Source organism: Acidovorax sp. Root568 (assembly GCF_001427445.1).
Lineage (GTDB): Bacteria > Pseudomonadota > Gammaproteobacteria > Burkholderiales > Burkholderiaceae_C > Acidovorax > Acidovorax delafieldii.
Map to the genome: position 1 here is coordinate 1 of NZ_LMGP01000020.1, position 25,335 is coordinate 25,335.

21 protein-coding genes are annotated in these 25,335 nt (G+C 66.6%); 16 read left to right on the plus strand and 5 right to left on the minus strand.

The features are described from left to right. Positions 1–1,331: PAS domain-containing protein (locus ASD75_RS22110; protein WP_235511673.1), on the minus strand; the 1,331-nt coding region annotated here is incomplete at its 3' end. A 199-nt stretch (positions 1,332–1,530) separates the two neighbouring features. Here ASD75_RS22110 and mutS point away from each other — a divergent pair. From mutS to ASD75_RS22155, 9 genes are all read left to right on the plus strand, one after another. Beyond that, positions 1,531–4,149, plus strand: coding sequence for a DNA mismatch repair protein MutS (gene mutS, locus ASD75_RS22115; RefSeq protein ID WP_056748113.1), 2,619 nt, complete (start codon positions 1,531–1,533; stop codon positions 4,147–4,149). Between the two features lie 233 nt (positions 4,150–4,382). Next, entirely contained in the window at positions 4,383–5,210 is an 828-nt protein-coding gene (locus ASD75_RS22120) for a proteasome-type protease (RefSeq protein WP_056067065.1), read from the plus strand. A gap of 81 nt (positions 5,211–5,291) precedes the next feature. Continuing rightward, on the plus strand, positions 5,292–6,113 hold the full coding sequence (locus tag ASD75_RS22125) for an alpha/beta fold hydrolase (protein ID WP_056748346.1): 822 nt from the start codon (positions 5,292–5,294) through the stop codon (positions 6,111–6,113). Positions 6,114–6,287: 174 nt separating this feature from the next. Next, positions 6,288–7,109, plus strand: a complete 822-nt coding sequence (locus ASD75_RS22130) for a carotenoid biosynthesis protein (RefSeq protein ID WP_056067063.1) — start codon at positions 6,288–6,290, stop codon at positions 7,107–7,109. Continuing rightward, the gene (locus tag ASD75_RS22135) at positions 7,106–8,629 is read left to right on the plus strand and encodes an oxygenase MpaB family protein (protein WP_056748114.1); all 1,524 of its coding nucleotides are present in this window, start codon (positions 7,106–7,108) and stop codon (positions 8,627–8,629) included. Before ASD75_RS22130 ends, ASD75_RS22135 begins: the two co-directional genes overlap by 4 nt. Positions 8,630–8,640: 11 nt before the next feature. Beyond that, positions 8,641–10,428: a diguanylate cyclase gene (locus ASD75_RS22140; protein ID WP_056748116.1), complete on the plus strand. Its 1,788-nt coding sequence runs from the start codon at positions 8,641–8,643 to the stop codon at positions 10,426–10,428. A gap of 5 nt (positions 10,429–10,433) precedes the next feature. Further along, positions 10,434–12,224 (plus strand): diguanylate cyclase, encoded by a 1,791-nt coding sequence (locus ASD75_RS22145; RefSeq protein ID WP_056748118.1) that lies wholly within the window; start codon positions 10,434–10,436, stop codon positions 12,222–12,224. Continuing rightward, positions 12,221–14,017 carry a diguanylate cyclase gene (locus tag ASD75_RS22150; RefSeq protein WP_056748121.1) on the plus strand — a complete coding sequence of 599 codons (1,797 nt, stop codon included), beginning with the start codon at positions 12,221–12,223 and terminating at the stop codon, positions 14,015–14,017. Before ASD75_RS22145 ends, ASD75_RS22150 begins: the two co-directional genes overlap by 4 nt. Positions 14,018–14,147: 130 nt before the next feature. After that, positions 14,148–15,635, plus strand: coding sequence for an FAD-binding oxidoreductase (locus tag ASD75_RS22155; protein WP_056748124.1), 1,488 nt, complete (start codon positions 14,148–14,150; stop codon positions 15,633–15,635). Between the two features lie 44 nt (positions 15,636–15,679). On the opposite strand, the gene ASD75_RS22160 is transcribed toward ASD75_RS22155, so the two are convergent. The 3 genes from ASD75_RS22160 to ASD75_RS22170 all read right to left on the minus strand — a co-directional run bounded on the left by ASD75_RS22160 (position 15,680) and on the right by ASD75_RS22170 (position 18,903). Continuing rightward, positions 15,680–17,005, minus strand: coding sequence for a diguanylate cyclase domain-containing protein (locus tag ASD75_RS22160; protein WP_056748127.1), 1,326 nt, complete (start codon positions 17,003–17,005; stop codon positions 15,680–15,682). 169 nt (positions 17,006–17,174) lie between these two features. After that, complete coding sequence (locus ASD75_RS22165) at positions 17,175–18,068, minus strand: MipA/OmpV family protein (protein WP_056748128.1); 894 nt, start codon at positions 18,066–18,068, stop codon at positions 17,175–17,177. 10 nt (positions 18,069–18,078) lie between these two features. Further along, positions 18,079–18,903: an undecaprenyl-diphosphate phosphatase gene (locus tag ASD75_RS22170; protein WP_056067100.1), complete on the minus strand. Its 825-nt coding sequence runs from the start codon at positions 18,901–18,903 to the stop codon at positions 18,079–18,081. Positions 18,904–19,119: 216 nt separating this feature from the next. On the opposite strand from ASD75_RS22170, the gene ASD75_RS22175 reads away from it, so the two are divergent. From ASD75_RS22175 to ASD75_RS22205, 7 genes are read left to right on the plus strand one after another with little or no spacing between them, the layout of a single operon-like run. Then, positions 19,120–19,530: a DUF2306 domain-containing protein gene (locus ASD75_RS22175; protein WP_056067036.1), complete on the plus strand. Its 411-nt coding sequence runs from the start codon at positions 19,120–19,122 to the stop codon at positions 19,528–19,530. Between the two features lie 40 nt (positions 19,531–19,570). Beyond that, on the plus strand, positions 19,571–20,140 hold the full coding sequence (locus ASD75_RS22180) for a DUF6622 family protein (RefSeq protein ID WP_056748130.1): 570 nt from the start codon (positions 19,571–19,573) through the stop codon (positions 20,138–20,140). Between the two features lie 37 nt (positions 20,141–20,177). After that, complete coding sequence (locus ASD75_RS22185) at positions 20,178–20,471, plus strand: 2TM domain-containing protein (RefSeq protein WP_056748131.1); 294 nt, start codon at positions 20,178–20,180, stop codon at positions 20,469–20,471. Positions 20,472–20,508: 37 nt separating this feature from the next. Then, positions 20,509–21,585, plus strand: coding sequence for an alpha/beta hydrolase family protein (locus ASD75_RS22190; protein ID WP_369817520.1), 1,077 nt, complete (start codon positions 20,509–20,511; stop codon positions 21,583–21,585). A 57-nt stretch (positions 21,586–21,642) separates the two neighbouring features. Continuing rightward, on the plus strand, positions 21,643–21,933 hold the full coding sequence (locus ASD75_RS22195; protein ID WP_056748347.1) for a 2TM domain-containing protein: 291 nt from the start codon (positions 21,643–21,645) through the stop codon (positions 21,931–21,933). Further along, positions 21,930–23,018 (plus strand): sensor histidine kinase, encoded by a 1,089-nt coding sequence (locus ASD75_RS22200; RefSeq protein ID WP_056748135.1) that lies wholly within the window; start codon positions 21,930–21,932, stop codon positions 23,016–23,018. The genes ASD75_RS22195 and ASD75_RS22200 overlap by 4 nt, the downstream gene beginning before the upstream one ends. Then, positions 23,015–23,890, plus strand: coding sequence for a LytTR family DNA-binding domain-containing protein (locus ASD75_RS22205; RefSeq protein WP_056748137.1), 876 nt, complete (start codon positions 23,015–23,017; stop codon positions 23,888–23,890). The genes ASD75_RS22200 and ASD75_RS22205 overlap by 4 nt, the downstream gene beginning before the upstream one ends. A 13-nt stretch (positions 23,891–23,903) precedes the next feature. Here ASD75_RS22205 and ASD75_RS22210 read toward each other — a convergent pair whose 3' ends face one another. After that, the gene (locus ASD75_RS22210) at positions 23,904–25,334 is read right to left on the minus strand and encodes an efflux transporter outer membrane subunit (RefSeq protein WP_056748349.1); all 1,431 of its coding nucleotides are present in this window, start codon (positions 25,332–25,334) and stop codon (positions 23,904–23,906) included. Position 25,335: the final 1 nt, after the last annotated feature.

Here is a 25,335-nt window from a genome sequence, read left to right on the forward strand (position 1 = left end):
CGCTGGCAGGCGGCGATGGAGCGTTGCAGGCGGTCCAGCAGCAGGCGGCGGTTGGGCAGGCCCGTGAGCGCGTCGTAGAACGCCAGGCGTTCGATCTCCTGTTCTGCCAGCTTGCGATCGGTGATGTCCATGGTGAAGCCATGGGACACCACCGAGCCATCGGCCTCGCGGTGTGGAATGGCGTTGGTCATGTGCCAGCGCACGCTCCCGTCATTCATCCGCACACGGTATTCGCACTGCCAGGGCACCAGCTTGCGCACCGACATCATGGCCGAGCGCTGCACCAGCGGCAGGTCTTCGGGCACCACGCGGTGCATGAGCACGCCATGGTCGGCCGTGACCTCGTGCGGTTCCACGCCCATGAATTCGCGCACGGCATCGCTGATGTACTGCACGCTGGTGCCACCATCGGTATGCAGCCGGTATTCGTAGATGAAGCCGGGGATGCGGCTGGCAATGCGCTGAATGAACAAGAGTTGTTCGCGCAATTGCTCCGCAGCGCGGTGCTCGTCCGTTACATCCTGCACCACCCCCATGACGACCTGCACACCGTCGCGCGGCAGCGTGCGTTGAACCCGCGAGCGCATCCAGCGCACTTCGCCATCTGGTCGTCGCCAGCGGTACTCCACATCCAGGCCAGATCCCCGTTCTCGGATCTTGTCGAACACGTGCCGGTCTTCCGGCAAGATGCCACTCACCGCGCGCTCGGGGTCCACCCATTCCTGCTGCTCAAACCCGGCGATGTCGCACAGCCCTGGCGACCAGAGCAGCACCGTTTCGCCCGGGTCTTCAATGCGCCGCCAGTGGCCGGTGCGCGCCAGACTCTCCATGGTGTTGAACACGTCGGTCTGCTCGCGCAACTCGCGCCGCACTTCTTCCAGCGCACGCTCGGATGCGGCCAGTGATACCCGCAGATTTTCGGCTTCAGAGGCATCGCGCACCGTGACCACAATGCAGTCATTGGTCACGCGGCGGGCCGACAAGTCCCAGGCCAGCAACAGCCGACCGGGCTCGCGCACCACCTGGCGGCACTCCAGCGGAGCCCCCACGCGCACCACGCCGAGCAACTGGTCCAGCAGCGGCGTGTTGGCCAGCAGGTCAAACACCTCGGACGCATCCACGCCCGGATGCCGTACCGCTCCCAGCCCTGGCATGCGCCGTGCCGCAGCGTTGGCGGCCAGCAGCAGCAGGCGGCCGTCTTGCAGACGAAACTCCATGAGCGCCACCGGCACCGCGTCCACCAGCGCTTGAAGGCGCGCCTGCGCCATGGGCTCGATGACGCCTTCCCCGGTAGGGGCGAGGAGGTCGATCAACAGTTCGGACGAAATCACGGTCGCTCTGAAGCCTCTGAATCCTGGGGTTGAAACACCAACTCTCGACGGAGAGTGGCTCCGTTCAGGGTCAAGCTGCCAGCATACAGCCAAGAGTATGTCAAAACGTAACATCTTGGCAGAACGCAGTGGAATTGCCCAGGGGGAAACCCGATGATCGAACTGCTACAGTCCACGCCTCATTCCTGCCACCCCCTGCATGTCCGACACGCTCGAACACCACACACCCATGATGCAGCAGTACCTGGCCCTCAAGGCCGGGTACCCCGAGACGCTTCTGTTCTACCGCATGGGCGACTTCTACGAGGTCTTCTGGCAGGACGCCGAGAAGGCCGCGCGCCTGCTCGACATCACGCTCACACAGCGCGGCCAGTCGGGCGGCCAGCCGGTGGTGATGGCCGGTGTGCCCTTCCACGCTCTGGAGAACTATCTGGCGCGCCTGATCAAGATGGGCGAGTCGGTGGCGATTGCCGAGCAGGTGGGCGAAGTGGGCGCCAACAAGGGCCCGGTGGAGCGCAAGGTGGTGCGCGTGGTCACACCCGGCACGCTGACCGACACCGAACTGCTGTCCGACAAATCCGAATCGATGCTGATGGCCGTGCACCAGGCGCCCCGCGCGCGCTGTGGCTTGGCGTGGCTGAGCGTGACGCAGGGCCGCGTGTACCTGGCCGAATGTGCGCACGACGAACTGGGCGCCTGGCTGGCCCGCGTGGCGCCCAGCGAACTGATCTACAGCGCAGGCGTGACCGAGCGCTTTGAACAACAACTGCAGGTGCTGCGCCAAGGCGGCGCCTTCACCTGCCCCATGAGCCTGCGGCCCGACTGGCAGTTCGACAGTGCCCTGGGCGAGCGCAAGCTACTCGAAAACCTGGGCGCGGCCAGCCTCCAGGCCTGGGGTGCACACGAATTGGGCGAGGCCCACGCCGCCGCCGCCGGACTGCTGACCTACGCCGAGCACACGCAGGGCCGCACCCTCACCCACGTACACAGCGTGCAGGTGCAGCGCAACGACGACCTCATCGACTTGCCCGCCACCACGCGCCGCAACCTGGAGCTGGTCAAGACCCTGCGTGGTGACGATGCACCCACGCTGTTCTCGCTGCTCGACACCTGCATGACCGGCATGGGCAGCCGACTGCTCAAGACCTGGCTGCTGGAGCCGCGCCGCGACCGCGCCGAGGCACGCCAGCGCCTCTCGGCCACCACGGCCTTGCGTGGCGCGGGCGGTGCAGGCGGCGGTGCGGGCCCCTGGTCCACGCTGCGCGGCGAACTCAAAGGCGTGAGTGATGTGGAACGCATCACCGCCCGCATTGCGCTGCGCCAGGTGCGCGCGCGCGAGCTGGTCGCGCTGGGCAAAACGCTACAAAAATCAGAGCTGCTTGCGCTGAACGGAAGGGCACCAGAGCCATTTTTGATGCAGATTTTCAGCCACCTGCAACCACCCGAGGGTTGCATGGCATTGCTGCAGACCGCGATTGCCGAAGAGCCCGCCGCCCTGGTGCGCGACGGCGGCGTGATCGCCAACGGCTTCGACACCGAGCTGGACGAGCTGCGCGCCATCCAGACCAACTGCGACGCCTTCCTGCTGGACCTGGAAACGCGCGAAAAGGCGCGCACCGGCATCCCCAACCTGCGCGTGCAGTTCAACAAGGTGCACGGCTTCTACATCGAGGTCACCAGCAGCCATGTCGAGAAGGTGCCTGATGACTACCGCCGCCGCCAGACGCTGAAGAACGCCGAGCGCTTCATCACACCCGAACTCAAGGCGTTTGAAGACAAGGCCCTGTCGGCCAACGAGCGCGCCCTGGCCCGCGAGAAATGGCTGTACGAGCAGATCCTGGACCAGCTGCAACCCCACATCCCGCAGCTGACCCGCCTGGCCCAGGCCCTGGCCACGCTGGATGTGCTGTGCACGCTGGCCGAACGCTCGCTCACCCTCCACTGGTGCGCGCCGCAGTTCGTGCCCGAGCCCTGCATCGAGATCGAGGGCGGCCGCCACCCGGTGGTGGAGGCGCGACTGGCCGAGACATCCAGCGGCAGCTTCATCGCCAACCACACGCGCCTGAACGCCAACACGCGCATGCAGATCATCACCGGCCCCAACATGGGCGGTAAATCGACCTACATGCGCCAGGTCGCGCTCATCGTGCTGCTCGCCAGCATGGGCAGCCATGTGCCCGCCGCGAGCTGCCGCCTGGGGCCCATCGACGCCATCCACACCCGCATTGGCGCGGCGGATGACCTGGCCAACGCGCAGTCCACCTTCATGCTGGAGATGACCGAGGCTGCGCAAATATTGCACGCCGCCACGCCCCACAGCCTGGTGCTGATGGACGAGATCGGCAGGGGCACCAGCACGTTCGACGGCCTGGCGCTGGCCAGCGGTATTGCCACCCACCTGCACGACAAGACCCGCGCCTTCACGCTGTTTGCCACGCACTATTTCGAGCTGACCGAGCTGCCAGCAAAAGCGCGCCACGCGATCAACATGCATGTGAGCGCCACCGAGTCCGGCACCGACATCGTGTTCCTGCACGAGATCCAGCCCGGCCCGGCCAGTCGCAGCTACGGCATCCAGGTAGCCAAGCTGGCCGGCATGCCGTCGCCGGTGCTGCACCACGCCCGCCATGCGCTGGCAGCGCTCGAAGAGCGCGCGGGTGAGGATGAGTTGCAAGTGGACCTGTTCGCCGCGCCCGAGGTGCCCGAGAGCGCGGGCGCCAGCCCTCTCGAGGCCGCGCTGGCCGGCATCAACCCCGACGCCCTGAGCCCGCGCGAAGCGCTGGATGCGCTGTACCAGCTCAAGAAGATGGCAGGCTGAAGCGACGCCCACCCCGGCTGCGCTGCAGGCTGCTGACCGGGCTCAGGGCACACCGCCAGCGCATTTTTGAGTCCCAGGGGCATCAGGCGCTAGTGCCATATGCCCTGGCCGCTATCATTTTTGAGTATCCACACCCCGCAACAACTGGGGGCCGCCTGCAGGGCACACAGGCCGCCCATGCCACAGGCGACTAAACTCGCGGGTTACCTCCAAACAACAACCCCCATTGCTCCATGACGTACTGCGTCGCCATCAAACTCAACGCCGGGCTGGTTTTCCTGTCCGATTCCCGCACCAATGCCGGCCTGGACCAGATCAGCTCATTTCGCAAGATGATGGTCTACGAGAAGGCGGGTGACCGCTTCATGGTGCTGCTGTCGGCGGGCAACCTGTCCATCTCGCAATCGGTGCGAGAGATCTTGCAGACCGAGCAGATCAAGGACGGCGAGTCGGGCGAAGCCATCACCATCTGGAATGCCAAAAGCATGTTCGATGCCGCCCGCGTGCTGGGCGCCGCTGTGCGCCACGTGCACGAGCGCGACGGCGCAGCCCTCAAGCGCTCGGGCGTGGACTTCAATGTGTCCATGGTGTTTGGCGGCCAGATCAAGGGCGAGGGCATGCGCCTGTTCCAGGTGTACTCGGCAGGCAACTTCATCGAGGCCACGTCCGAAACACCATACTTCCAGGTTGGCGAATCCAAATACGGCAAACCCGTGCTCGACCGCGTGCTCACGCCCGAGACCCCGCTGGACGAGGCTGCCAAGTGCGCACTGGTGTCGATGGACAGCACGCTCAAGTCCAACCTGTCGGTGGGCCTGCCGCTGGACCTGGTGGTGTACGAGGTGGACCGCTTTGCCACCGACAAGGTTATCTGCATCGACGAGAACAACCCGTACTTTCGGATGCTGCACGACAGCTGGGGACAAAAGCTGCGCCAGGTGTTCGACAGCATCGAAGACCCCGCCTGGACCGGCGGCGCTACCGAGGTGCCGATCATGGTCAGCCCGGCGCGCAGCAAGCCACTCAAGAAGATCACCAACCATACCGACCGGCTGATCTGACGCCCTGCAGGCCAGCGCACCCCACGGCACCCGGCCGCGTGCGCGCCTGCACCACGGCCCCGCCACCCCGCCATGCCCTCCATGCTCCCCATCGTTTTCTCGCACGCCAACAGCTTTCCGGCCAGCACCTACCGCGTGCTGTTCAAGCACCTCAAGACCCGGGGTTTTGAAGTCAGCGCGGTCGAACGCTATGGCCACGACCCGCAGTACCCGGTGACCAGCAACTGGCCACACCTGGTGCAGCAGCTAGCCGACTTTGCAACGGTGCAGGTGCAGCGCCTGGGCCAGCCGGTGTTTCTGGTGGGACATTCGCTGGGCGGCTTTTTGAGCGTGATGGCCGCCGCCCGCAACCCCGAACTGGTGCGCGGCGTACTGCTGATCGACTCGCCCCTCATTGGCGGCTGGAAGGCCAACGTGGTCAGCGTGGCCAAGCGCACCCAGGTGGTGGGTTCGATATCGCCGGGCCGGGTGAGCCGCCAGCGGCGGTTCAGCTGGGCCAGCAACGAAGAGGCGCTGGAGCACTTTCGCAAGAAGAAGGCTTTTGCACGCTGGCACCCCGAGGTGTTGCACGATTACATCACCCACGGCCTGCAAGACCAGGACGGCAAGCGGGTGCTGGGCTTTGACCGCGCGGTGGAAACCGCCATCTACAACACCCTGCCGCACAACCTGGGCCGCCTGCTGAGCAAGCACCCGCTGCAGTGCCCGGCCGCCTTCATCGGCGGGCGCGATTCCGAAGAGATGAAGCAGGTCGGCATGGCTATGACGCTGCGTGTCACCGAGGGCCGCACCATGATGCTGGACGGCAGCCACCTGTTTCCCATGGAGCAGCCCGTGGCCACTGCAGCAGCCATTGAGGCAGCGCTGCTCAACCTGGCCATGCTCACGCCCCGCCAGACTTAAGTCGTACTGGCAGATCCCCGCGCAGGGTCGCCTGCGTTCCGCTTTACCACCAAATTCGGATCGCAGGGCGCGAAAAAACGCCCCACACCGCCCCCGGATCAGGGCAAACAGGGGACACACACGCCGCGCCAATCCCCTACACTGGCGAAATTGTTACAGCGTGATACACCCGACATGTCTGCACAGCCCCCGACGGCCGGGCGCCTACCCGCGCTCAGCTTTGCCTTGCTGGCCGCCTTTGTCATCGCAACAGCGGTGCGCACCCACAATGACACCACCATCGCCATCGTCATCGCCTCGGTGCTGATGTTTGCCTGCTGCTGGACCAGTGCAGCGCATCTGCTGGGCACCCGCGCTGCCCTGCAGTTTGTGTTGATCGCGGTCAGCCTGGGCTGGTTTGCCGAACAGATGGGCTCCAGCCGGGGCTGGTTCTTCGGGCACTACACCTACACCGATGTGCTGGGCCCCCGTCTGCTGGACGTGCCACTGGTCATTCCGATGATGTGGTTTGCACTGACGTATGCGGGCTATGTGATCAGCAACCTCATCGTCTGGCAATCGGCGGTGGACGGGGCTCCCGGCCTGGGCAATGCCGCCATGCTGTCATTTCTGGCTGCCATGATCGTGACCGCGTTCGACCTGGGCGCAGACCCCTACTTCGTGTACACCCTCAAGGCGTGGATCATGGCCAAGACCGATGGGGCCTGGTTTGGCGAAACCGTGCAGGGCTTCTTCGGCTGGGTGTTCGTGGCCTTTGTGATCATCTTCAGCTTTCGCATGTCGGCGCGCCAGCTCCCCTTGCAACCCGCCAGCCCCTTCCTGCGGCGCCACGCCATGGTGCCGCTGACCATCTACGCGGCTGGCATGGTGTTCCAGATGATTCTGGGCAGCCCGGTAGAAATCCGGACCATTGCAGCCTTTGCCATGGGGATTCCGCTGCTCTGCGCGCTGGCGGGCTTCCAACGCTGGCGCGCACCGGGTAAGGTCGCGGCATGACCAGCAAGCCCCACAACCCTCTGCTGCCAGCTGCCGATCTGGCACCCATGCAGCACCACGCCGACCTTCTGGCAGACGCTACGATTGCCAGGATCCTTGGGCCCTGGCCCCCCGGCGACGTCGCCGCCGCCGCTCCGCAATGGGCGCACATCAACACGGTGAACCTGCTGTTCAGCCAGTGGACCGACAACGCGACGCTGGCCACCTGGCAGGCAACCGAAGGCCCGGTGCAGGTGGGGGATGGTGACAAGGCCGCCAAAGGCTATGTGACCGCCGAGATGGCCAAGGCGCTCAACGACTATGTGCAGGCGGCGCAGGTGCTGCCGCCCTGGGCCGATGCCCGCAAGATCGAGCGCGCCGAAAAACTCTTCATGGACCACGGTGCGCTGTCTTGCATCCTGCTGTTCTGTGCCAGCCTGCCCGAGTGTTACGTGGTCCCGGACCTGTCGAGCGTGTTGCACACGACCGGCCAGCTGGAACAGAACACCGAATACCGCATCCGTTCCACGGCGGCCATGATCTTCCCGGTGATGCTGCACGGAGGCCTCAGCCCGCGGGGTGCCGGTGTGGCACAGGTGCTCAAGGTGCGGTTGATCCACGCCACGGTGCGCAATCTCATCCTGCACGGCAGCCCCGAACATGCCATCGCGCAATGGAAGACTGGCGGAGACGGCCTGATCGTGCCACGCGCAGCCCCCGCTGGTGGCGGCAGGTCCGTCATGTACCAGACCCTGTATGCACGTGGCTGGAACTTGGCCGCCAAAGGTCTGCCCTGCAACCAGGAGGAGCTGGCCTACACGCTGCTGACCTTTGGCTACGTGTTCCTGCGCAGCATGCGTCGGCTGGGTCTCGGTCTGCCGCCCGGCGACGAAGAAGCCTACCTGCACGCCTGGAATGTGGTGGGTCACGTGCTTGGCATCGACCGCTCCCTGATGGTGGAAACGATGGCGCAGGGCGATGCACTGATGACACTGATGCAGGCCCGTGGCCGCGCAGAGCCGGTCACGCCCGACCCGCGCCCGGCCCTGGGGCAGGCCCTGATGCAGACCATGGCCAACGCGCTGCCCTGGCGCATCGTCAAGCCCTTCCCGCAGCTCATGACCCGCTACCTGTGCGGGCGAGAAACCGCCGAGGACCTGGGGTTGAACCAGCCCGTGCCCCGGCTGTCGGCCTTGCTGTTCTGGTGCGTTCTGCTGCTGGCCCGCGCCATCGATGCGGTGGTTGGTTTGCTGCTGCCGCGTTTTTCGATCGTGCGCATGCTCACGCGGGCGCTGGGCTACCACTTCATGAGCCGGGTGCTGATGAGCCAGACGCGCCCGCTGCAACTGCCCACCGAACTGCTCAACCAGGTGGACACCGTGGTGCACAGCTGGAGCGACGACCCCCATGCCCCGGGCTGGCTCAACCGCATCGAGGATCGGCTGACCACCTCTGGCAGCTGGAGCCGAGGCCTGGCTGGCAAGGCGAAGCCCGCGCAGGCGGGCCAGACAGGCCAGGCACAGCAAGCCACATCGCCGTAGCCACCACGCCAATGCAACCGCTGCCGCGCAACCTCCCGATACTGGCCCGCTTTTGGCGCGCGCGTTGCGGCGTGGCAACGTGGGTGCTGTGTCTGCTGGTACTGGTAACTGCAGTCTTGCCCCGGAGCGCACAGGCGGGCGCACCCTTGGTGCTCACACAGGACAGACCGCAGGTGGATGCCTGGGAAGCCATCACCCTCAAAGCCGACCCCACCTACGAGCTCTCGGTACAGGACATGCTGGACCGCCTGGACGAGTTCAAGGCTCCAGCACGGAGCAACAACTCGCTGGGCGTACACAAGGCGGCCATGTGGCTGCATATCCCCCTGGTTGCGCCCGAGGCGCTGCGCACCCCGTGGGTGGTCAACATTGGCTACAGCTCGCTCAGGGCCGATTTGTACCTGGCCCGGGGTGGCGAGCTGCTTCAGCAGGCCCGAGCACGCCAGTCCGACCCAGCGCAGCTGGCTGGCCGCACGCCTGCGATGGCCTTCGACCTGCAGCCGGGGCAACGTTACGACCTGCTGATACGGGTCCAGGCCACCGGCCCGCTGATTCTGCCCATCACGGTCAGCGAAATGCCCATTCACCTGCGCCAGGCCCTGCGCGAGCAGATGCTGCAGGGCCTGCTCAACGGGCTGGCCTTCTGCCTCTTCGCGTACAGCCTGATCCAGTGGGTCACGCAGCGTGATCGCATGTTCGGCTTTTATGCGTTGGTGGTTCTGGGCAGTGCGGGCTTTTCGCTGCAGTTCTTTGGCGTCGGCCCGCAGTATCTCTGGCCCGATAACCCGTGGATGGACCGGTATTCGGGTCCGGCAGCAGGGCTGATGGCGCTGGCGGGATCGTTTCTGTTCCTGGGCCACACGCTGGCCGGCGACACCCCTGGCAGCCGGTATGCGCGCACCATGCGGTTGGGCGCGGCAGTCACCGCAGCGGTCTGTATCGCCTTGGTGGTGGGCTGGTTGACCGTGCCCCTTGCCATTGCCTTCATGAGTCTGGCGGGGGCCCTCCCCTCGCTCATCAGCCTGCCTGCCGCCATGGCGCGAGTGCGGGACAAGCACCCCATTGGCGCCACCCTGCTGGTGGCGTGGATCGCCTTTGGCGTGGCCGCCGGAACGATGGTGTGCCTGGTGCAAGGCTGGATTCCTGCCAATTTCTGGACACTCCACTCGTTCCAGATTGGCGCCACGCTGGACATGCTGCTGTTCTTCCGCGTGATGGGCTTGCGCGCCCGCGCGGCCCAGGCACAGGCCCAGGAGGCCATGCGCGAGCGGGATCTGATGCAGTCACTGGCCAACACCGATCCACTCACCGGCCTGAGCAACCGGCGCGGCCTGCAGCATGCTTTGCACGCTGCGCTGGCCCATTGTTCCCCGCAGCGGCTGGTCGCGGTCTACTTGATGGACCTGGATGGATTCAAGCCCGTCAACGACGCGCACGGCCACGATGTGGGCGACGACCTGCTGGTGGCCGTGGGCCACCGCCTCCTGGCCAATGTGCGGCACCAGACCGACCTGGTCGCCCGGCTCGGCGGTGACGAATTCATCATCATGGCCCGCGACCTGGCCACGCCCGAGCAGGCGGAGGACCTGGGCCGCTCGCTCCTGCGGGCCTTTGAGCACCCTTTTACGCTGAGCCATCTGCGCATCCAGGTGGGCCTGACCATCGGGTACGCGCTGGCCCCCCTCGACAGTGACGACCCGCAGGGCTTGCTGCGGCATGCAGACGCCGCGATGTACGCGGGCAAACAAGGCGGCAAGCACTCGGTGCGGCGCATCCCCGCCACGGCAGCACTGGCATGACGACGATGCATCGCAACGCACTGCTCCCCAGTCGGCCGACACCCTGGCACCCCCTGCTGTGGCTGCTGGTGCTGGCAATGTGGCAGGTACTGGCCCTGCCCACTGCGCGGGCCGCTGAACCCGGCCCGCTCGTGCTGCCAGCCGATGCCCGCCCGGTGAACGTGTGGTCGGTGGCCACGTTGCTGGCCGACCCATCTTTGCAATGGGGCGTGCAAGACGCACTGGAACGCTTGCCTGACTTTGCAGAGCCCCCCAGCCGTGGCGGCAGCCTGGGTGTGCGCAAGGAGGCCATCTGGCTGCGCGTGCCGCTGATGTCGCGCGTGGCGTCGGGCAATGAATGGATCGTGAACATCGATTTTGCGGTGCTCAACGAAGTCGACATCTACCTGACCCAGCAAGGCCGTCTGACTCAACACGCCGCGCTGGGCAACCTGCGCCCCTATTCCGAGCGCCCGCTGCGGGGCCGCACCCCAGCGATGACGCTGGACCTGGCAGCCGACACTCCCTATGAACTGCTGATCCGCGTGCAGACCTCGGGCGCGATGATCGTGCCCATCACCCTGAGCAAGGCGCCCTACCTGGTGCACCGGTCGCTGCGGGAGCAGATGTTCCAGGGCGTGCTGGCCGGGCTGGCCCTGTGCCTGGTGGTCTACAGCTTCACCCAGTGGGTCAGCCAGCGCGAAAAGCTGTTTCTCTACTACTGCATGCTGGTGGTGGGCAGTGCCGGGTTCTCGCTGCAGTTCTTCGGCGTTGGCACCCAATTCCTCTGGAGCGACCGGCTCTGGATCGAAGTCCACGCAGCTGGGGCGGCGGGGCTGCTGGCCATTGCGGGCTCGTTCCTGTTCATGGGCCATGCGCTGATGGGCCACATGCCACACAGCCGGTTCCTGAGGGTGATGCAGGCGGGGGCAGCGCTGAGCCTGGTGCTGCTCGTGGCCTTCCTGGTCGATCTGATCAACACCCGGACCACCACCGCCATCATCAGCGTCCTGGGCCCCCTACCCTCTCTCATCAGCCTGCCCATCGCCGTAGCGCGGGCACGCCGGGGGGACTCCGTCAGCACCACGTTGCTCGCGGCCTGGGTTGCGTACTTCACGGCGGCCGTGACCATGGTGTGCCTGGTGCAAGGCCTGCTGCCGGTCAATTTCTGGACGCTGCACTCCTTCCAGCTCGGCGCAGCGGCTGACATGCTGCTGTTCCTGCGGGTGCTGGGTCAACGCTCTGCCGCCTTGCGCCACGCGGCCTCTGAAGCGCTGCGCGAGCGCGACACCATGCGCTCGCTGGCCTACACCGACTCACTGACCGGGCTGTGCAACCGCCGCGGCATGCAAATGGCGCTGCAATCGGCGCTGGCGCAGGCCAGCCCCCAACGGCTGGTAGCGCTCTACCTGATGGACCTGGACGGTTTCAAACCGGTCAACGACACCTACGGCCACGATGTGGGCGACGACCTGCTGGTGGCGGTGGGCCACCGGCTGGAGGCCAATGTGCGACAGCACACCGACCTGGTGGCAAGGCTGGGCGGGGACGAATTCATTGTCATGGCGCGCGAACTGGCCACCCCCGAACAAGCCCAGGAACTGGGGCGGGCCTTGCTGCATGCATTTGAAAAGCCATTCCGGCTGAGCCACCTCTCCATCCAGGTGGGCCTGACCATCGGCTACGCGCTGGCACCGCTGGACAGTGACGATGCACAGCACCTGGTCCGGCTCGCGGATGCAGCCATGTATGCAGGCAAGGAGAGTGGCAAACACTGCATCCGCCGCAACCCGGGCGAACTGGCGCTGGCCTCATGACGTACACGCGCTTGAGTGGGTTTGTGCATCGCCCGGTTCTTGCTAGCTGGTGGCGAGTGGCCTGCCTGCTGTCGGCACTGTGTCTTCTGCTGGCAGCCCTACCGACCAGTGCGCGGGCAGCCCCTCTCGAACTGCGGGATGACCTGCTTTCCATCGAGGCCTGGCCCGCCGTCACTGTGCTGCCAGACCCCTCCGGCACCCTGCTCGTGAATGATGTCCTTGCGGAGTTGTCACGCTTTCAGGCCCCACCCGGCACCAGCGGTACCCTGGGCGTGCGGGCCGAGCCGGTGTGGGTGCGCATCCCGGTCACCGTGCCCGTTTCATCCAGCGGCCTGTGGGTGCTGGACATCGACTATCCCGTTCTGCAACGCATCGAGGTGTACCTGGCTGCAGACGGCCATGTGACCCAGCAGGCCACGCTGGGCAGCCTGCAGCCTTACACCCAGCGCCCGCTGCGCAGCCGCACCCATGCACTGCCCCTGGCCATGTTGCCCGGACACACCTACGACCTGCTGCTGCGCGTGGAGACCCGGGGTGCAATGGTGCTGCCCATCACACTGAACAAGCCCACCACCTGGCACAGCAAGGCTCTGAACGAGCAGATGCTGCAAGGCATTCTCACGGGGCTGGCGCTGTGCCTGCTGATCTACAGCCTGGCGCAGTGGCTCAATCTGCGCGACGTGCTGTTCATCCAGTACGCACTGCTCATTGCGGGGAGCCTGCTGTTTTCGCTGCACCTGTTCGGCCTGGGCACGCAGTACCTGTGGCGCGATATGCCGTGGGTGGAGTTGCATGCAGCCAGTCTGGCTGCGCTCACGGCCACCTGCGGCTCCTTTCTCTTCATCAGCCAGGCCTTGGCGGGTGACAGACCCCGCAGCTGGCTGCTGCGCAGCATGCGTGGCGGCGCGGTGCTGTGCGTGGTGCTGGCGGCGCTGTATGCACTGGACCTGCTCAGCACCCGAGCAGTGACAGGCATCGTCAGCATCCTGGGGCTGGTGCCAGCGCTCATGGGCATTCCGGGGGCGGTGCGCCGCGCAAGGCTGGGCGACCCGGTGGGCTCCACCCTGCTGCTCGCCTGGCTGTTGTATTTTTTGGCCACCGCCACGGTCATTGGCGTGATCCAGGGTTGGGTGCCGGTGAACTTCTGGACCTTGCACTCGTTCCAGTTTGGCGCCACGCTGGACATGCTGCTGTTCATGCGTGTGCTGGGCTTGCGCACCAAGGCGCTGCGGTTGGAGGCGCTGGACGCCAACCGCGAGCGCGACGTGATGCGCTCACTCGCCCACACCGATCCGCTCACCGGCCTGCCCAACCGGCGCGGGCTCAATATCTCGCTCGCATCGGCCCTGTCGCGCTGTAGCGCAGAAAAAATGCTGGCCGTGTACGTGATGGACCTCGACGGATTCAAGCCCGTCAACGATCAGCATGGCCACGACGTGGGCGACGAGCTGCTCGTGGCCGTGACCCGGCGCCTGCAAGGCCATGTGCGCCAAAGTGACCTGGTGGCTCGCCTGGGTGGCGACGAGTTCGTGGTGATGGCTGGACAGCTGCACAGCCTGCAGCAGGCGCAAGAGCTGGGCCACAAGCTGCTGGATGCATTCCGCTCACCGTTTTCGCTGAACAACGTGCAGGTGGAGATCGGTCTGACCATTGGGTATGCCATCGCGCCGCACGACAGCACCGACGCCATTGGCCTGCTCAAGCTGGCCGATGCCGCCATGTACAGCGGCAAACAGGGCGGCAAGTTCTGCCTGCGGCGCAACACGGGCGACCTCGCGCTGTCCTCGTCCTGAGATCGTTTTCACGATCCAGAGGTGGCTGCCCAGCAGCGGGCTGAAAGACACGCCTGCCATTTCCCTCTGGTCAAAGCGCTCCTGCTCCGGTACACCCGGGGCTTCGCAACTTCCTGAAGGATCGCTCGCCATGGCCCATCGCAAAAGTTCGGCCCGCCTTGCCAAAGACGCACGCGTCGCACACTTTTTATCTTTAGCGGCAAAACAGCCGGCGTCGAGCACTGCGCAGGCCAGCACGCCGGTGCTCACATGGGAGGCGGTGGCTGCTCTGGAGGCGCGCATCGTAGGGCGCATCGTGCTGCCCTCCAGCCCCGACTACAACGCAGCGCGGCAGGAGTCAAACCCAGCCTTCCAGTCGTATCCGGAGATCATCGTCTTTTGCGCCTGCGAGAACGATGTGCTGGAGTGCCTGGCCGTAGCCCGCACCTATGGGGTGTGGGTGGCCGTGCGCTGCGGCGGTCACAGCACTGCGGGCTACTCGGTCAACAGCGGCATGGTGGTGGACCTGAGCGACTTGCAGGGCGTGGTGCTGGACCCTGCACGCGAACGCGTGCACGTGCTGCCAGGCACCGACTTTGACCACTTTAACGGCGCCATGAACCACACCGGCTGGCACGTGCCCACGGGCGCCTGTGGCAGCGTGTGCGTGGGGGGCTTTGTACAAGGTGGCGGCTACGGCTACACATCGCGCGCGTTCGGCATCCAGAGTGACCTGGTCGATTCCTTCCGTGTGGCGCTGGCCGATGGCACCATCGTCACCGCCAGCGCGCAGGAGCATTCCGACCTTTACTGGGCCCTGCGCGGCGGCACGGGCGGCAACTTTGGCGTGGTGCTGCAGGTGACCTACCGCATGCAGCGGCTGGACCAGGTCTGGGCCTGGGCCATCAGCTGGGACGCCGTGCACGCGGCCCAGGTGCTCACGCTGATGCAGGCCGGCTACATGAAGACCGGTGCGCCCGACGCATTGGGCTACATGATGAACCTGGGCTTCCAGAACGGTGTGCCGGTGTACATGGTGCAGGGCATGTTCTGCGGCAGCCGCGAGGACGGGCTGGCAGCCATTGCACCGCTGATGGCCATCCCCAGCGCGCAGCTGCTGGTGGACAAGACCGGCACCTATCCCGACATGAACGTGTGGCTGGAAGACCACCCCTACACCCTGCCCGACAACCTGCCGGACGGGATCGCCGAAACCAAGGCCAGCGGATACATCAACACCCGGCTCTCGCCCGCCGACTGGCAGCGCATCATCGACTACTTCAAGACGTCGCCCAACCCCTGGTCGCTGGCCTATCTGGAGCCCTATGGCGGCGCCATCAACCGCTACCCAGTGGCCGACAGCGCCTTTGTGCATCGCAATGTCGACGCCGACCTGGTGGTGGATGTGTTCTGGCGCAACCCGGCGGAGCGCGCCCAGATGGAAGCCTGGCTCGACGGCTTCATGCAGCTCGTGCGGCCCTTCCTGAACGGCCACGTGTACCAGAACTACCCGGATGCGCGGCTGGCCGACTTTGCCTCCGCCTACTGGGGCCCGGCCTACCCGCAGCTTCAGCGGATCAAGGCGGCCTACGACCCCGGCAACTTCTTCCACTTCCAGCAAAGCATCCGGCTGCCGTGATGCCGTGCCCCTGCTCTGCGGGGGCGCAGAGGGAGGAAAAGGGCTCAGGCCGTCAACGCGTAATGCAGACGGCCCTTACCCGCCCGTTTGGCAGCGTACATGGCCTGGTCGGCACGGTTCATCAGCGCGTCGATGTCTCCCTCCAGCGGAGGGTACACCGCCACACCAATGCTGGCGCCAATGCGCAGCTCGCGCCCGTCCACCGTCATGCCCTGCTGCAGGGCGTCGATGATGCGGTGGCCGATGGTATCGGTGACCTCACGCGTCACCTCGTGGTCCAGCATCACCAGAAACTCATCACCGCCCAGCCGCGCCATGGTGTCGCCCGCGCGCACCGTGCTGGCGATGCGCTGGGCCACGATGCGCAGCACCTCGTCGCCCGCGCGGTGGCCTTCGGCGTCATTCACGTGCTTGAAACCGTCCAGGTCAATGAACAACAGCGCCACCGACCCCTCGGTGTGCCGCGCATGCAGCAGCGACTGCTCCAACCGCCCCTGGAACGCGGCCCGGTTGAGCAGCCCGGTCAGTGAGTCGTGGTTGGCCAGGTAGTGCTGCTGCCGCGCGATCTGGATCTTGGCGGAAACATCCTGAACCAGCGCCATGATTGAGGTCACCTGGCCGTCGGCGTCGGTCAGGGCAGAGTTGAACCACTCGCAGTGCACCTCTGTGCCATCGCTGCGCACAAAACAGGTTTCGGCGCGGTTCTGGGACTCCTGGCCGGACTGCAGCCGATGCAGCGCCTGCTGCAGGCTGTCGTCCATCGAGGCTGGGGCCAGCAGGTCCGTCAGCAGCCGCCCCTCAAGTCCCGCCACATGCAGCCATCCCAGCAGCTGCACCGCGCGTTGCGAGCAATGCAGCAGCTGCAGCTGGTGGTCCATCTCCACCACGGCCAGGGGGCTGTTCTCCATGTGGGAGGACAGGCGCTGGTTGGCCGCGCGCAGCGCATTCATGGTGACCTGCAGCTCGTGCACGTCCAGCGCCGTGGTGATGAAACCGTCAATCGCGCCTTGCGGGTTGTGCCAGGGCGTCAGGCAGATGGTGCGCCACTCGTCAAAGCCGTAGGGCGTGCGCAGCATGCGCTCGTACTGCACCCGCTCGCCGCTGAGCACGCGGTTCACAAACGGCATGAACCGGGCGCAGTCCTGCTCGCCATAGACCTCCACCAGTGTCTTGCCGACCAGTTCCTCCGGCACCGTGCCGAACCAGCGCGCGTATTCGTCGTTCACATAGATCATCGACAGGCTGCGGTCGATCACAGCCATGGTGGCGCCTGCGCTGCGAGTGATTACATCAAGCAGGTCCGCCTTGGACCACACCTTTTGGCGGGCGGTCTCCGGGTGCGAGGACAACTCGGGCGCTTCTGGCGTCATGCGGCAATACCCCAGTGGGGGAAAGGATCAGCGGAGGGGCAGCTTCACACACCACGACAGGGTGATGGCACGGGGTGCGGCCGCCTGGGCGTAACTGTCTGTGAGCGGCAGCTTAGCACTTTCGCCAGGCACAACCGCTCCCGTTGAACCCTTGCTACAGCGGATGCGCCTAGCGGCAGCACCGGTAGGCCAGCCCCACGGAGACCGAATAGCCCACCGGCTGCACGGTCAACGGGCTGCGGCGCGCATCGCCCTGCAGCTGCGACACGCGGGCCGCGCCCAGCACCACCCAGTGCCGGTTGAGCGCCGTCATGACCTCCACCCCGGCATCTACGCTGTACAGCCCGCCGCGTGGCTCGAACGCAGGCAAGGGGCTGCTGCCACCGGCCGGCACCCCAAAATGCCCCCGCACGTAGGTGCGGTCCCCAAAACTCGCGCCCGCCCCGAAGCTGACCTTGGTCTGCTCCGTCACGGGCCAGGTGTAGCCAATGCTGGTAGACCATTGCGCGCCACCATCGCGGCCCAGGATGTCTTGCGAAACCCCGGCCCCCACGGCCCAGCGGTCGGTGAGGGCATAGCCCGCGCTGATCCTTGCCCGCAGGGTGGACCGCACTGACGGCAACCCCACCAGGATGGGGGCATCCGACCCGTCACGGCCCTTGTCAATGCGCAAGGCTGCACTCAGGCTGAAGCGGTCGCTTTGCGCCAGCGTGGCGCTGGCGCCGGACTCGCGGGGCCCCAGGCCGTGGCCCATGAAGGCGCTGCCGCGCGAAGTGCTCAGGCGAAACCGGCCGTACTCGATGGCCCAGGCGGGCCGCAGGCTGTTCTTGCGGCCATCGCCCCCGGCGTAGTCGGGGCTGCTGCCCACGATGGCGCCGATCGCGTAGTTGAATTTGGGAGCCGCAGCCTGCTGGCTCTCTGCCTTGTCGGACACCGTGGTTTCGGTGCTGGCCGCCTCTGGCAAGCCCTGGGCGCCCACCCAGGGGCTGACCGACAAGCCGGCGAGCGCCAGCGCCCGCAAGGAAATCAAGGGAAAGGAGACCCGACCGGTAATGAAACGCATGGCCCGATTATCAGTCGGCCCACTGCACCCAGCCGGTCCACGCGGTCACCAGAACGATGACGCCGAACACGATGCGGTAGTAGGCAAACGGCACAAAACTGTGACTGCTGATGTAACGCAACAACCAGCGCACACACAGCCACGCGCTGAGGAAGGAGAACACCAGCCCCGTGGCAAACAGCGGAATGTCGGCCGCCGACAGTAGCGCGCGCTCTTTGTACAGGCTGTATACCCCGGCGCCAATCAACGTGGGGATGGCCAGGAAGAACGAAAAGTCCGTCGCCGCCTGGCGCGACAGGCCCAGCAGCATGCCTCCGATGATGGTCGCGCCGCTGCGGCTGGTGCCAGGAATCATGGCCAGGCACTGCACGAGGCCGACCTTGATGGCATCGAGCGGCGTCATTGCGTCCACGCTGTGGATGCGGGTGGCCGAGGGCGGCCGCCGCTCGGCCCACAGGATGATGAAGCCACCAATGATGAAGGTGCTGGCCACGACCACCGGTGTGAACAGGTGTGCCTTGATGGCCTTGCCAAACAGCAGCCCCAGCACCACGGCAGGCACGAAGGCGATGAACACGTTGAGCGCAAACCGCTGGGCCTGGCGCTCGGTGGGCAAGGCGACCAGCGTGGAGCGGATCTTGGCCCAGTACACCAGGATCACCGCAAAAATGGCGCCCGTCTGGATGGCAATGTCAAACACCTTGGCCTTGGCATCGTCAAACCCCAGCAGTGACCCGGCCAGGATCAGGTGCCCAGTGGAAGAGATGGGCAAAAACTCCGTCAACCCCTCGACGACCCCCATGATGGCGGCCTTGACCAGCAATACAACGTCCACGCGCACTCCTTGCAAATAGGTGCGGGATTATCCGCCGTGGGCTCCAGCCCCCTGGCAAAAGGCACGCCGCGTTGCTTCTGGCGGCCCAATCCGCCCACCACTCACTCCGCGTGGCGGCATTTCACGCCCGGTGGGCTGCATTTCGTCGCAGGGCTGTGGCGCCCCGGGAAGGGCATCGGCACAGTTCGTTCCATCGAACCCGCCAGGAGCCCCGCCATGCAAATCACCCCCGTCATCGCCATCCATCTTGCCGCCGCGCTGGCGGCCGTTGCCATCGGCCCCATTGCCCTGTGGGCCCGCCAAGGGGCCACGCAGCGCCCCCGCCTGCACCGCGCGGCCGGCTACGCCTGGGTCACGCTGATGGTTGCCACTGCCGTGTCGGCCCTCTTCATCACCGGCGGCCCCGGCCCGCGCTGGGGCAGCTTCGGACTGATTCACCTGCTGATCCCCGTCACCCTGGGCATGTTGGCCATGGCCTTTGTGTTCCTCGCCCGCCGCAACATCGTCGGCCACCGCAAGATGATGCAACGCACCTACATCGGCGCCTGTGTGGTGGCTGGCGGCTTCACGCTGCTGCCCGACCGTTTTCTGGGCCACACGGTCTGGTCCGCACTCGGACTGATCTGACCCCACCCCTCCATTCATTGTTTACAACAGGACGACCACCATGCTGCTCAACCTCCTTGTCCAACAACCCCACATGCTGGGTCGCATCATCGAAAACACGCCCTACTGGGTCTGGGCCCTGCTGGCCGGTCTGCTCTGGCTGGGCGGCAGCCAGCTGCTGGCCCGCAACGTGAGTCTGGTGCGGGCCATGGTCATGCCGGTGGCGATGACCGGCCTGTCGGTGTACGGCATCGCCTCGGCCTTTGGCGCTGCGGGCCAGGCCCTGCTGCCGGTGGGCGCCTGGCTGGCCGCCGCCGTGCTGATTGCCGGCGTGGCGCTGTGGCTGCAACCAGCGGCGCCCCAGGGCACGCTGTACGAAAGCAAGTCGCGCTGCTTCTACATTCCCGGCAGCGCCATGCCGCTGGCCCTGATCCTGGGCATCTTTCTCACCAAATACCTCGTGGGGGTGGAACTGGCCCTGCAACCCGCCCTGGCCCGTGACAGCGGCTTTGCATTGCAGATCGCTGCGCTGTATGGCGTGTTCAACGGCCTGTTCGCGGCCCGCGCGCTGCGGCTGTGGAAGCTGGTGCAACGCAGCGCCCCCTTGGCCACATCACCCGCCACCGCCTGAGCCCCCCGTAACGATCCCTCAGCACAGGAGCCCCCCCATGCGCCACCACACCTTCACCACCGATCCCCTCGAACGTCTGGCACGCCGCCGTGCCGGGGCCAAAATGGGCTGGTACATCCATGCCAGCGTGTACCTGCTCGTCAACCTGCTGCTGGTCGCACTGTCCGTGGGCAGCGGGCGGCACTGGGCGGTGTTCCCGGCGCTGGGCTGGGGCATCGGCCTGGCCATCCATGGCGTGGTGGTGTTCGTTCTTGCGGGTGGCAGCGACCTGCACGAGCGCATGGTGCAGGCGGAACGCGACCGACTGGCTGCTGCGCAAAACCCCCGCTGATCGGCTGATGATGACTCATCCCAACAAAAACACGGCCATGACAAAAACCTGGATGGCCTGGTGCCTGGCCTTGCTGGCCGCAGCCGTCATCACAGCCAGCCCCGCCCATGCAGGCGTGGGTCTCGCAGAGTTGCCCGGGCAACAGGGCGACGGCCCCGTCACGGTGTTCTATCCGGCACAAGAGGCCGACCAGCCCGTGCAGCGCGGCCCTTTTGCGCTGCAGCTGGCCTGGCAGGGCACACCTGTGGCGGGCAACGGCCGTCTGGTGGTGGTGTCGCACGGCTCGGGCGGCAGCCCCTGGGTGCACACCGACCTGGCCCGTGCGCTGGTGCAGGCCGGGTTCGTGGTGGCTCTGCCCGAGCATGCGGGCGACAACTACAAAGACCACTCCACCCCCGGCCCGGAGAGCTGGAAGCGCCGCCCCGCCGAGGTCTCCCGCGCAGTAGATGCCGTCGCACAGGATGCGCGCCTGGCGCCGCTGCTGGCGCTGGACAAGGTGGGCGTGTTCGGTGGTTCGGCCGGGGGCCACACCGCCCTGGTGTTTGCCGGGGGGCAATGGTCTCCCGCCCGCTTCAAGCAGCACTGCGAGGCCCATCTGGCGGAGGATTTTTCGTCCTGCGTCGGCTTCACCACCCGCCTGCACGGCAACTGGCTGGACAGCATCAAGAAGGCCGTGGCCATCACCATCATCCGCCACAGCTTTGGCGACGAGACGCTGCATGCACACACCGACCCGCGCGTGGCGGCCACGGTGGCCGTGGTGCCGTTTGCAGCCGACTTCGACATGGGCAGCCTGGCCACCCCACGCATCGCGCTGGGGCTCATCACTGCGGGCAAAGACGTCAACCAGATCCCACGCTTTCACAGCAGCGCCGTGCTGGCCGCGTGCCAGGACCGCTGCACCCACCTTGCCGACCTGCAGGACGGCAGCCACGGCATCATGCTGTCGCCCATGCCGCCCCTCGACCGCATGAACGACCTGACCCGCGCACTGCTGGGCGACCCGCCCGGCTTTGACCGCAGCGTGCTGCCGCAGGTGGACGCAAGCACCGTGGCATTCTTTGCCAAGCACCTGCAGCCGCTGCAGCCGGTGATGCCCTCGAAACGCCCATGACAGTACCCATGCGGACGCGTTGCTGCGCCCATTGAGCCGCCTAGAATGCAAAGCTCCATGCCCATGACACCCGAAGACCTCGACCAACTCGCCCGCCGCCGCGCCAACGCCAAGCTGGGCTGGTACCTGCATGCAATGGCCTTCGTGCTGGTCAACGCCCTCATCTTTGCCATGTCGCGCTATGCGTTTGGCACACGCCCGTGGTCGGTGTACCCGCTGCTGGGCTGGGGGCTGGGGCTGGTGCTGCATGGGGTGTCGGTGTTTCTGCTGGGCTCCGGCAGCGGCCTGCGCGAGCGCATGGTGCAGCGCGAGCGCGAGGCCCTGCAGCGCCGCCAAGACCGGCCATGAAGCTGCGCCACGAGTTCAACGGGGTCAGCAAGCTGCGGCACTACCTGCAGGTGGTGGCCTTCACACTGGTCGTGGCCACCATCCAGTGCACGTTCATGCCCGACAAGCCCTATGGGCCGCCCGTGGTGTATTCGGTGCTGATCGGCACCTTCACCTGGGCCATCATCGACCTGGGGCGGGAGTTGATACCCTCCGCCGCCGAAACGGGCTGGCCACACGGCTGGCAGGGCATTGCGCTGGTCCTGGTGGGCATCGTCGTGGGTTACCTGGCGGGCACCTTGCTGGCCGACGCGCTGTGCGTGCACTACTTTCACTTCTATCCGCCGGGGGCGTTGATCTCCGGTGCAGACCAGCGCACGTCCATCCTCATCACGGCCATTGCGGGGCTGGTGGGCACGTTCTACTTCTACGCCGTCAACAAGTCGGCCTACTTGGAGAGCAAGATGGCCGAGGCGCGCATGCACGCCAGCGAATCGCGCCTGAAGCTGCTGGAGACCCAGCTGGAACCCCACATGCTGTTCAACACCCTGGCCAACCTGCGCGTGCTCATCGGCACCGACCCGGCCCGGGCGCAGCACATGCTGGACCGCATGATTGCCTACCTGCGCGCCACGCTCAGCGCATCGCGCAGCACCCAGCACCCGCTGGCGCTGGAGTTTGAGCGCCTGCGCGACTATCTGGAGCTGATGGCCGTGCGCATGGGCCCACGCATGGCCTACACACTGGACCTGCCCGACACGCTGCGCGACGTGCCCGTGCCACCGCTGCTGCTGCAGCCGCTGGTGGAAAACGCCATCCGCCACGGGCTGGAGCCCCAGGTGGAAGGCGGCCACATCACCGTGCGTGCCAGCACCCAGGCAAGCCCCCAAGGCCTGTTGCTGGTCATCGAGGTGCAAGACACCGGGGCGGGCCTGCCCGCCACCCTGCCCGTCCCAGGCCCCGGCCAGAGCTTTGGCCTGGCCCAGGTGCGCGAGCGTCTGGCCACGCTGCACGGTGCTGCAGGCGCTCTTGAATTGATAGCAATAGAGCCAAATGGCACTAGCGCTACCGTCACGTTTCCCTTGAAATCTGCCGCCACAACATGACAGACCGAGCCCCGCGTGCCCTGATTGCCGAAGACGAACCGCTGCTGGCCGCTGCCCTGCAGCAAGACCTGGCCCGCGCATGGCCAGAGCTGCAAGTGGTGGCCCTGGTGGGCGACGGCCGCTCGGCGGTGCGGCAGGCGCTGGACGTGCGGCCCGATGTGCTGTTCTTCGACATCCGCATGCCCGGCCAGAGCGGCATCGAGGCGGCCGCCGAACTGGCCGACGCATGGCCGGATGACCTGCCCTTTCCGGCGCTGGTGTTTGCCACGGCCTACGACCAGTACGCCGTGCAGGCGTTTGAAGCGCAGGCGGTGGACTACCTGCTCAAACCCATCCAGGTCGATCGGCTGGCGCGCACCGTGGCCAAGGTGCAGGGCCTGCTGGGCCAGCGTGCCTCAGCCGCTGCAGCAACCGGTGCGCCACCCTCTGCACCTTCGACAGCGTTGTCCTCACCCGAACTCGAAGCCACCATGGCCCAGCTGCGCGCGCTGCTGGGCGCGCCCGGCGTGGGCACTGCACCCGCCGCCGCGCCTCCCACCGCCGCAACGCGGCTGAACGTGATCCAGGCCAGCCACGGCACGCAGATCCACATGGTGCCGGTGGCGGACGTTGTGTACTTCGAGGCGGCCGACAAGTACGTGCGCGTGCTCACGGCCGAGCGTGAATACCTGATCCGCACTGCGCTCAAGGAGCTGATCGAGCAGCTCGACCCGCAGGAGTTCTGGCAGGTGCACCGCAGCACCCTGGTGCGCGCCACGGCCATTGCCACCGTCACGCGCGACGAGGCGGGCAAGCAGCACATCAGCCTGCGCGGGCGGCCCGAGCGGCTGCCGGTGAGCCGCCTCTACGCGCACCTGTTCAAGGCGATGTAGCTGCGCCCTCAGTTCAAGCGGGCGGCAGCGCCTCCCAGCGCCCGGCCACATTCTTCAGCAGCGCATTCACTGCCGTCAGGCGGCGGCTCTTCACGTCGATCAGGCTGCGCTGTGACGACAGCACGGTGGTCTGGGCCGCGAGCACATTCAGGTAACCCACGGTGCCCGCACGGTACTGGTTCTCCACCACGTCCAGCGCACGCTGCGCAGCGGCGGTGGCCTCGCGCTGCAGTTGTTCCTCCTGCGCCAGCGCAGCGGCGGCCGTGAGGTTGTCCTCCACCTCCTGCAGCGCGGTCAGCACCGTCTGGCGGTAGGCGGCCGTGACCTGCGCGTGGTTGGCGCGGGCCGTCTCTACGGCGGCACTGCGCGCGCCGCCATCAAAAATCGACGCCGCCAGCGCAGGCCCCAGCGACCAGAACAGGTTGGGCGCGCTGAACAGGTCGGCCAGGGGCGATCCCCTGAAGCCCCCCGCTGCCGACAGCGTGAGCGTGGGGAAATACGCCGCACGCGCCACGCCGATCTGCGCGTTGGCCGCGGCCACGCGGCGTTCTGCAGCGGCAATATCGGGGCGGCGCTGGAGCAGGTCGGACGGCAAGGCCTGGGGCACGTCTGCCGGTGCGGGCAGCGCGGCGGTGGGCTCCAGCGCAAAGGCGGCAGGCGCCTGCCCCAGCAGCGCCGCCAGCGCGTGCTCCAGCTGGCTGCGCGTGGTTTGCGCCTCCAGCAGCTGCACCTGGGTGGATTTGTACTGCGCCTCGGCCTGCGCCACATCGGCGCTGGAGGCCACACCGGCCGCCTGGCGGTTGCGCGTCAGCTCCCAGCTGCGGTCGTAGGCCTTGAGCGTCTCGCCCAGCAGCGCCGCCTGGGCTTCGGCCGCGCGCAGTGAAAAATATGTCTGCGCCACAGCCGCCTGCAGCGACAGGCGCGCAGCAGCCAGGTCGTCGGCACTGGCCTGGGCGCTCGCCTGCGCGGCACTCACCCCGGCGGAGACGCGCCCCCACAGGTCCAGCTCCCAGCTGGCGGTGAGGCCCAGCGAATGGCTGGTGCTGATGCGCGCGGTGCTGCTGCCATCCCCCTGATTGCTCAGCTGCGTGCCGCTGCGCGCGCGGCTGCTGCTGGCATTGGCCCCCACGGTGGGCAAGGCGGCCGCGCCACTGCTGGTCACAGCCGCCTGGGCCGCACGCAGGCGGGCAGCGCTCTGCGCCAGGGTGGGGCTGTGGGCCTCGGCCTGCTGCTGCAGGCGGTCCAGCACGGCGTCGCCGTAAACCGTCCACCAGGTCTCTGGCAAGGCGACGGAGGCCTGCGGCTGCGCGGGCTTCCAGATGCCCTGGGCCTGGGCGGCGGTCTGCTCTTTGTAAGCGGCCGGAATGTCCATGGTGGGCCGCTCGTACGGCGGCGTCTGCGCGCAGCCTGCCAGCCACAGGCCGCTGGCCAGCAACGCAGGCATG

What these genes read in the sequence shown, in the direction of transcription:
- ASD75_RS22175 (WP_056067036.1), top strand. Translation starts at nt 19,120, where the DNA reads ATGCAAATCACCCCCGTCATCGCCATCCATCTTGCCGCCGCGCTGGCG.
- ASD75_RS22140 (WP_056748116.1), top strand. Translation starts at nt 8,641, where the DNA reads ATGCAACCGCTGCCGCGCAACCTCCCGATACTGGCCCGCTTTTGGCGC.
- ASD75_RS22195 (WP_056748347.1), top strand. Translation starts at nt 21,643, where the DNA reads ATGCCCATGACACCCGAAGACCTCGACCAACTCGCCCGCCGCCGCGCC.
- ASD75_RS22130 (WP_056067063.1), top strand. Translation starts at nt 6,288, where the DNA reads ATGTCTGCACAGCCCCCGACGGCCGGGCGCCTACCCGCGCTCAGCTTT.
- ASD75_RS22205 (WP_056748137.1), top strand. Translation starts at nt 23,015, where the DNA reads ATGACAGACCGAGCCCCGCGTGCCCTGATTGCCGAAGACGAACCGCTG.
- ASD75_RS22190 (WP_369817520.1), top strand. Translation starts at nt 20,509, where the DNA reads ATGACAAAAACCTGGATGGCCTGGTGCCTGGCCTTGCTGGCCGCAGCC.
- ASD75_RS22150 (WP_056748121.1), top strand. Translation starts at nt 12,221, where the DNA reads ATGACGTACACGCGCTTGAGTGGGTTTGTGCATCGCCCGGTTCTTGCT.
- ASD75_RS22145 (WP_056748118.1), top strand. Translation starts at nt 10,434, where the DNA reads ATGCATCGCAACGCACTGCTCCCCAGTCGGCCGACACCCTGGCACCCC.
- ASD75_RS22155 (WP_056748124.1), top strand. Translation starts at nt 14,148, where the DNA reads ATGGCCCATCGCAAAAGTTCGGCCCGCCTTGCCAAAGACGCACGCGTC.
- ASD75_RS22180 (WP_056748130.1), top strand. Translation starts at nt 19,571, where the DNA reads ATGCTGCTCAACCTCCTTGTCCAACAACCCCACATGCTGGGTCGCATC.
- ASD75_RS22125 (WP_056748346.1), top strand. Translation starts at nt 5,292, where the DNA reads ATGCTCCCCATCGTTTTCTCGCACGCCAACAGCTTTCCGGCCAGCACC.
- ASD75_RS22165 (WP_056748128.1), bottom strand. Translation starts at nt 18,068, where the DNA reads ATGCGTTTCATTACCGGTCGGGTCTCCTTTCCCTTGATTTCCTTGCGG.
- mutS (WP_056748113.1), top strand. Translation starts at nt 1,531, where the DNA reads ATGTCCGACACGCTCGAACACCACACACCCATGATGCAGCAGTACCTG.
- ASD75_RS22185 (WP_056748131.1), top strand. Translation starts at nt 20,178, where the DNA reads ATGCGCCACCACACCTTCACCACCGATCCCCTCGAACGTCTGGCACGC.
- ASD75_RS22120 (WP_056067065.1), top strand. Translation starts at nt 4,383, where the DNA reads ATGACGTACTGCGTCGCCATCAAACTCAACGCCGGGCTGGTTTTCCTG.
- ASD75_RS22210 (WP_056748349.1), bottom strand. Translation starts at nt 25,334, where the DNA reads ATGCCTGCGTTGCTGGCCAGCGGCCTGTGGCTGGCAGGCTGCGCGCAG.
- ASD75_RS22135 (WP_056748114.1), top strand. Translation starts at nt 7,106, where the DNA reads ATGACCAGCAAGCCCCACAACCCTCTGCTGCCAGCTGCCGATCTGGCA.
- ASD75_RS22200 (WP_056748135.1), top strand. Translation starts at nt 21,930, where the DNA reads ATGAAGCTGCGCCACGAGTTCAACGGGGTCAGCAAGCTGCGGCACTAC.
- ASD75_RS22160 (WP_056748127.1), bottom strand. Translation starts at nt 17,005, where the DNA reads ATGACGCCAGAAGCGCCCGAGTTGTCCTCGCACCCGGAGACCGCCCGC.